5 protein-coding genes are annotated in these 5,738 nt (G+C 49.9%); 1 reads left to right on the forward strand and 4 read right to left on the reverse strand.

The features are described from left to right. Positions 1 to 18 precede the first annotated feature (18 nt). From B2R29_RS12425 to fadB, 3 genes are all read right to left on the reverse strand, one after another. Complete coding sequence (locus B2R29_RS12425; RefSeq protein ID WP_301181360.1) at positions 19 to 387, reverse strand: glyoxalase superfamily protein; 369 nt, start codon at positions 385 to 387, stop codon at positions 19 to 21. A gap of 622 nt (positions 388 to 1,009) precedes the next feature. Next, positions 1,010 to 2,188 carry an acetyl-CoA C-acyltransferase FadA gene (gene fadA, locus B2R29_RS12430; protein ID WP_301181361.1) on the reverse strand — a complete coding sequence of 393 codons (1,179 nt, stop codon included), beginning with the start codon at positions 2,186 to 2,188 and terminating at the stop codon, positions 1,010 to 1,012. 25 nt (positions 2,189 to 2,213) lie between these two features. Continuing rightward, positions 2,214 to 4,361 carry a fatty acid oxidation complex subunit alpha FadB gene (gene fadB / locus B2R29_RS12435; protein ID WP_301181362.1) on the reverse strand — a complete coding sequence of 716 codons (2,148 nt, stop codon included), beginning with the start codon at positions 4,359 to 4,361 and terminating at the stop codon, positions 2,214 to 2,216. Between the two features lie 365 nt (positions 4,362 to 4,726). Here fadB and B2R29_RS12440 point away from each other — a divergent pair, with 365 nt between their 5' ends. Then, on the forward strand, positions 4,727 to 5,500 hold the full coding sequence (locus B2R29_RS12440; RefSeq protein ID WP_301181363.1) for a hypothetical protein: 774 nt from the start codon (positions 4,727 to 4,729) through the stop codon (positions 5,498 to 5,500). Here the strand turns inward: B2R29_RS12440 and B2R29_RS12445 are convergent. Then, the coding region (locus B2R29_RS12445; RefSeq protein ID WP_301181364.1) for a hypothetical protein at positions 5,491 to 5,738 on the reverse strand (248 nt) is incomplete at its 5' end. The two genes, B2R29_RS12440 and B2R29_RS12445, sit on opposite strands and share 10 nt — an antisense overlap.

A 5,738-nucleotide genomic window follows, 5' to 3' on the forward strand; every position in this document is an offset into this window, starting at 1 on the left:
CGCACTTCAAACTTGATACTAAGTGATAACCTCATCGGTAAAAATCACCCTATTTCCGAATGGATCTGTAATACTCATATCTCTCGTACCCCACGGCATCTCCTGAATTTGAGGACGAGCATGCCTGTATTTTTTCGTGATTAATTCTTGGTGATATTTTTCCAAATCATCAACCTCAACTCTGATAGCCGCTCCTGGCGAGCAATCTCCATGATGTTCTGTAATGTGGAGCACGCAGGCACCTTTTGATGCTTGAAAGTATAAGGGTAAATCTTCTTCGAATCGGTGCTCCCAATCGAGATTGAAGCCTAAAAATTCGATGTAGAATTCTTTTGCTTTAGATTCATCAAAGCTTCTAAAGATTGGTGTCATCCTTCTGATGTTCATCAGATTCTCGATTCCCCTTTTTTTCACTTAACAGTTTATTCGTGAGCGTGCTCATTTGCACACCTGTGTCCCTTTTGATGTTCCGAGCATAACTCCCCACCACCACTATGAAAAGTGCCTCAGGCGACGCCTTTTGTCAGCGTAAAAGCGTGCGTGCTCGTTTGCACCCCGGTGTCGCCTTTACATTTGGCACACTATCACTCCACCCGTGTTTTCAACTATCTGATTTATAAAGGTTATTCTTTATTGATAGATTTCATATTGAGCAGACTCGTTTTCTTCTGTTCGTTCAAACGCGCACGATTTGCGGCCTGCTGAGAAATATACTGTTTATATACCCAGTTATTTCTCATGTGACATTGAGTATCAAGATCCGGGGGAGTAAAAACAATATCGCGAATAGCCTCCGGCTGATTCGCTCCTACAAATCCCCACACTCACCCAAATCACAGACACAAAAAAACCGGCCAAGTGGCCGGTTCTTTATGCAACGTCTCGGGTTAGGAGCGCGTCGCGAGCGATGGCTGACCGAGGCAAAGATCTCTGAGCAAACGGAGTGTAGTTAGCCTACATGAGTATTGCGAAGAGATCTTTAACAAAGGTCAGGCGAGCGCAGTAGCGCTCAGTCCATACGCTCCCACACAGTCGCGATACCCTGACCGAGACCAATACACATAGTGCTCACACCGTACTTACCGTTGTTCTGTTCCAGAACGTTGATCAGTGTAGTAGAGATACGTGCACCGGAGCAGCCCAGTGGGTGACCCAGGGCGATTGCGCCGCCGTGGATGTTGATGCGATCTTCTGCGATGTCTTTCAGCTTCAGGTCTTTAACACATGGCAGTGACTGTGCTGCGAACGCTTCGTTCAGTTCCCAGTAGTCAATGTCAGTGGTTTCCAGACCTGCACGCTTCAGTGCTTTTTTGGTCGCTGGAACCGGGCCGTAACCCATGATTGCAGCGTCAACACCAGCAACAGCCATTCCCAAGATACGAGCGCGTGGCTTGAGTCCCAGTTCCTGAGCTTTTTCGTAGCTCATCAGCAGCATCGCAGAGGCACCGTCGGTGATCTGTGAAGAGGTACCTGCAGTCACGGTACCGCCTTTAGGATCGAACGCCGGGCGCAGTTTGCTCAGGCTTTCTGCAGTGGTTTCAGGACGAATGGTTTCGTCTTTTGTTACCAGGATCTGTTTGCCGTCTGCATCGTGGCCGTACATAGGTACGATTTCGTTGTCGAACTTACCTTCGTCAGTCGCTTTCTGCGCCAGACGGTGTGAACGTGCAGCGAATTCGTCCTGCTGTTCACGGGTAATGCCGTGCATTTTACCCAGCATTTCTGCAGTCAGACCCATCATGTTGGATGCTTTTGCAGAGTACTTAGACGCTTCTGGGTTGTGGTCGAAACCGTGCTGCATGTCGACGTGACCCATGTGCTCCACACCACCAACAACGAATACGTCGCCGTTGCCAGTCTGGATAGCCTGCGCCGCAGTGTGGATCGCAGACATTGCAGAACCACACAGACGGTTAACAGTCAGTGCGCCTGCTTCTTTAGGCACTACAGTCATCAGACCGATCTGACGAGCAACGTTGAAGCCTTGCTCTTTGGTCTGGTTAACACAGCCCCAGATGATGTCTTCGACCAGCGCTGGGTTAACGTCTGGGTTACGCTCAAACAGAGCGTTGATCAGGTTAGCAGAGATGGTTTCTGCACGTACGTTGCGGAATACGCCACCTTTGGAACGACCCATTGGTGAGCGCACTGCATCTACTACAACTACGTCTTTTGGATTGTAAGACATGGTTTAAATTCTCCTGGTGCGCTGATTAACCGAAGTAGCTTTCGCCGTTCGCTGCCATTTCACGCATGCGATCGGTTGCTTTGTACAGATTGCCGAGGTGAGCGTACTTGTCGCACAGTGCAACGAAGTCAGCCATGCCAACGGAATCCATGTAACGGCATGCACCACCACGGAATGGAGGGAAGCCGATACCGAAGATGAGGCCCATATCGGCTTCAGCAGCCGTGTCTACGATGCCTTCTTCGATGCAGCGTGCAACTTCGATACACATCGGGATCATGCAGCGTGCAATGATTTCTTCAGCGTCAAAGTCTTGTGCGTCTGCAACCACTGGCTTGATCAGCTCGTAAGTTGTTTCATCAACGACTTTCTTCGGCTTGCCGCGCTTGTCAGTTTCATAAACGTAGAAACCTTTGCCATTCTTCTGGCCGTAGCGCTCGTTTTCGAACATCACTTCCATCGCTGACTTGAAGTCTGCCTTCATGCGATCAGGGAAGCCTTCAGCCATCACTTCGTTAGCGTGAACGCCAGTGTCGATACCAACCACGTCAAGCAGGTAAGCCGGGCCCATTGGGAAGCCGAACTTTTCCATTACTTTATCGATCTTGGTGAAATCGCCACCGTCACGTACCAGGCCAGCGAAACCAGCAAAGTAAGGGAAGAGTACACGGTTAACCAGGAAGCCTGGGCAGTCATTTACAACGATTGGGGTTTTGCCCATTTTCTTCGCGTAAGCAACCACGGTAGCAACCGCTTCTTCAGAGGTCTTAGAACCACGGATCACTTCGACCAGAGGCATCATGTGCACTGGGTTGAAGAAGTGCATACCCAGGAAGTTCTCAGGACGCTTCAGGTCTGCTGCCAGCAGGTCGATGCTGATAGTCGAGGTGTTCGAGGTGATGATGGTGTCTTCAGATACCTGATCTTCCAGGTCTGCCAGTACAGCCTTCTTCACTTTCGGGTTTTCAACAACAGCTTCTACAACCGTGTCTACATCACCGAAATCGCCGTAGCTCAGTGTAGGACGAATGCGGTTCAGCGCTTCACCCATGGCTGCAGGCTTCATTTTCTTCTTCTCAACGCGCTTGGCCAGCAGCTTGTTGGCTTCATTGAGGCCCAGCTCGATACCCGCTTCGTTGATGTCTTTCATCATGATCGGCGTACCTTTGTACGCAGACTGGTAGGCGATACCGCCACCCATGATGCCAGCGCCCAGTACGGCCGCTTTCTTGGTTTCTTTTGCTTGCTTGTCGAATTCTTTCGCTTTCTTCTTCAGCAGCTGATCGTTCATGAAGAGACCGATCAGAGCGTTGCTTTCTGACGTTTTAGCCAGCTGAGCAAAACCTTTAGCTTCTGCTTCGAGTGCTTTGTCGCGTGGCGAGTTAGCGGCTTTCTGCATGGTCTTGATCGCAACGATTGGCGCTGGGTACTGACCTTTGGTCTGACCAGCAACGAAACCTTTCGCAGTTTCGAATACCATCATGCCTTCCATCGCGTTGAGCTTCAGCTTCGCTTTCTTCTCTTCACGACGTGCCTGCCAGTTGATGTCACCTGCGATGGCTGACTTCAGCATTTCTATTGCTTGCTCTTGCAGCTTGTCAGCAGCAACAACAGCATCAACGGCGCCGTCTTTCAGTGCTTTGTCGGCACGGTTTTCGTTGCCCATGCAGATCCATTCGATCGCATTGTCAGCACCGATAACACGTGGCAGACGAACGGTACCACCGAAGCCAGGCATCAGGCCCAGTTTAACTTCAGGCAGACCAACTTTCGCTTTCTCAGACATAACACGCATGTCAGAAGCGAGACACATTTCAAAACCACCACCCAGTGCGATGCCGTTGATCGCTGTCAGAGTTGGTACTTCAAGATCTTCGAATGCGTTGAAAATCTGGTTGGCTTCGAGGGTCCAGGCAGCGATTTCTTCTTCGCTACGCTTGAACGTTTCGCCAAATTCGGTGATATCCGCACCTACGATAAATACGTCTTTGCCAGAAGTAACAAGAACACCTTTAACGTCGCTGTTGCCCTGGATTGCTTTAACAGCTGCATCCAGATCTTCAATAGTTACGCGGTTGAACTTGTTAACTGATTCGCCCTGCAGATCGAATTTCAGTTCGGCGATGCCGCCGTCGATCAGGGTTACCGTGATGGCTTTACCTTCGTAAATCATCAACTGATCTCCACATGGTGGTTAGCTTTGGCTGCCATTCACTGCACTGCAGTGGGGCGCCGTTAGGTGAAACAAGGCTCAATTGTTTAAATAATAAACAATTCATACGAGCGTTTGAATCTGAGTGGCACACCTTCCCAGACAGCCAAGGGAAAGTCAATAGACTACACCCTTTTCAGTCCTCAAGGGATAACAATTAGGGATGAGATCGGCCTGTCACTACCACTGCCATTCAGGCCAGATTTGTTACCCTTTGTAATTGCTTATGGGATGATATGTTACGAAAGAATAAACTGTCTGGAATGCCCGATTGATAGTTAACCGATCGTTACTGAATAGTCACTGATAGCCACCTGAGACAAAATATGAACAAGAACAATGTCTTCAACGTCCGTTCCTTGCTTTTAATTCTGATAACCGCGTTCATCAGCCTGAGGGCACTCGCGTCAGACCCTGGTGACATTCATGCCCTGAAAGTCCAGGCAACCAACGCCATGACCAGCTTTTATATGTACCAGGGGCTGGATGCCGATCTGAAGTACGCCAACCGGATTGATCAATCGATGGCGGCAGCCTATGCCGCCGCCAGCCGTATCATTGGTGGTACAGACGAAGATATTAATGAAGAGGCGGCCACAGAAATGGTCGCTCATTGGGATACATTCAATAATTTAATGGCAGCCAACAGGAAGGATATAGTCACCCGCGGCTACCCGGATATGCGTCTGGTCAATGAAATGGGAGATGCCTGTCTGGCGTTAGTTAATGCCGCTGATCAATTGACGACCACCGGGAATGTCAGCGACGTAACGAGAATTGCACGCGCACTGGCGTTCCGTATGTCTGACATTACGTCGCAGTACACTGGGCGTGGTACCAGTAATCTGGGGCAGGTATTCGTTGGCTATCAGGAGCAGACCCCAAAAGAGATGGCAACAGAGTTCGAGAACTTACTCGACCAACTTGATAGCAAAATTCCTGAGGAAGACGCACTTCGTGTTGATGCGATCCGCCATAAATGGGAATTTCTGAGCCGCTCTATCTCTAATTACAACGAGAATTCCGTGCCGTTTCTGGTGGTTAACTACAACGACAGCATCGTTGAAGCGCTCCACCAGCTCGCTGCAGCCTATGAATGAAGGACTGAATCAAGAATCTCGGTAAGGAAAGACTCATAGGCGGCCGCATTGGCCGTCTTATTTTCGGCTGGCATCAGCGTCACCCGGTTGCTGTATACCTCAAGCAGCAAAAGATCATCAGGAAAGTCTGCGAGTAAGCGTGTTAGCAAAGCGGCATCGTCGGCACTGCCCTGATCATGCCAGGCCAAACCATCAGGCAAGCCATCGGTATCCCAGCCCTGCTGGCCAACCACCCGAC

This window comes from Thalassolituus sp. UBA3500, assembly GCF_002377545.1.
Taxonomy (GTDB): Bacteria; Pseudomonadota; Gammaproteobacteria; order Pseudomonadales; family Oceanobacteraceae; genus Thalassolituus.

Coding starts and splice junctions, on each gene's coding strand:
- B2R29_RS12425 (WP_301181360.1), bottom strand. CDS start 387: ATGAACATCAGAAGGATGACACCAATCTTTAGAAGCTTTGATGAATCT.
- fadA (WP_301181361.1), bottom strand. CDS start 2,188: ATGTCTTACAATCCAAAAGACGTAGTTGTAGTAGATGCAGTGCGCTCA.
- fadB (WP_301181362.1), bottom strand. CDS start 4,361: ATGATTTACGAAGGTAAAGCCATCACGGTAACCCTGATCGACGGCGGC.
- B2R29_RS12440 (WP_301181363.1), top strand. CDS start 4,727: ATGAACAAGAACAATGTCTTCAACGTCCGTTCCTTGCTTTTAATTCTG.